This window comes from Roseomonas sp. KE2513, from assembly GCF_016107305.1.
Lineage (GTDB): Bacteria > Pseudomonadota > Alphaproteobacteria > Acetobacterales > Acetobacteraceae > Roseomonas.
Map to the genome: position 1 here is coordinate 1 of NZ_RCVR01000144.1, position 1,097 is coordinate 1,097.

The 1,097-nt window shown below is 64.4% G+C and carries 2 protein-coding genes; one reads left to right on the top strand and one right to left on the bottom strand.

Annotated elements, in window-relative coordinates; genetic code table 11:
• Positions 1 to 203: 203 nt before the first annotated feature.
• Positions 204 to 482 carry a hypothetical protein gene (locus tag D9599_RS30640; RefSeq protein ID WP_198385119.1) on the bottom strand — a complete coding sequence of 93 codons (279 nt, stop codon included), beginning with the start codon at positions 480 to 482 and terminating at the stop codon, positions 204 to 206.
• A gap of 132 nt (positions 483 to 614) precedes the next feature.
• On the opposite strand from D9599_RS30640, the gene D9599_RS30645 reads away from it, so the two are divergent.
• Positions 615 to 962: a hypothetical protein gene (locus tag D9599_RS30645; protein WP_198385120.1), complete on the top strand. Its 348-nt coding sequence runs from the start codon at positions 615 to 617 to the stop codon at positions 960 to 962.
• Positions 963 to 1,097: the final 135 nt, after the last annotated feature.

Genomic DNA, 1,097 nt, shown 5'->3' on the forward strand with positions numbered 1-1,097 from the left:
CGCCCCCGGCGTTCGGGTGACGTTCAGCAAGGAGGCGGACATGACCTTCTGGAAAGAGCGCTCGGAGACGGAGGCAAAGGGCCGCAAGTCGCACGCGGCCTGTGGTGTGGCGGTCCAAGCTTTGGAAGACTGTTGCTGCCGCCCGCAGTTGCCATTCCCCGCTCGGCTGAATAGCGCTTCAAGGAACAGACTAGGGTTAGGCCTCATTGATCCGTGAGCAGGATGGCCAAGCTGACTGCCCCATCTCCCAGATGGAAAAGAGACTCATTCCTACCCGCCCGCCGGGCGAAGCGAGCCGGGCCGACTACCCCGAGCGAGATGGCAGCGAGCGTCGGCCCAATGGTTACGCCGGCCAGTGCGCCAACCAAGCCGGACACCGCAACCGACCAGAACTGAGGTGCGAGGGGGACCACGAGGCAGGTCACGGTGACGATGAGGGCTGCGCAGGCGATCAGGGCACGCTTGGATCGTACGGCATCCACCCGAGACCTCCTACGTCATCGAGCAGGACGGGGTGCGTTGCCGCATCCAGCTGCCGCTGGATTGACGCGGTGTCGTGAAGAATGAGGAGGACGGCTCAGGTGGTTGGAGCCTTGTCATGCCGACGGATTCTGGTGCTCGAGGACGAGTACATCATCGCAGCGGAGATAAAGCATTGGCTGGAGCAGGAAGGGGCCGCGGTAATCGGTCCTTTCCCGAACGCCGCTGCGGCGCTGCAAGCTCTGGCGGACCCGGCCGCCGCGCCGGACGCGGGCGTCCTCGACATTAACCTCGGACGGGGCGGGACGGCCTACCCGGTTGCGGAGCGGTTGGACGCGCTGGGCGTCCGCTACATCTTCGCGACGGGGAACAACCAGGACGTGGGCGGTGATGCTTTCAGCGCCAAACCAAGACTGGAGAAGCCCGTCTCGACGCGAGCCCTGCTCCGGGCGGTCGAGGATCTGCTGTCGGACAGGGCGTGATCCGCCAGCTCACACGGCATGTCAGAATGGGTGAGAGATCGCTCTAACGCGGAGCGATACCACTGGGCGCATCCTTGGCTCGCCCACTCCGTCTTAGCGTGTCACGAGCATTTCACGGCTTGAGTGAGCTGAGTT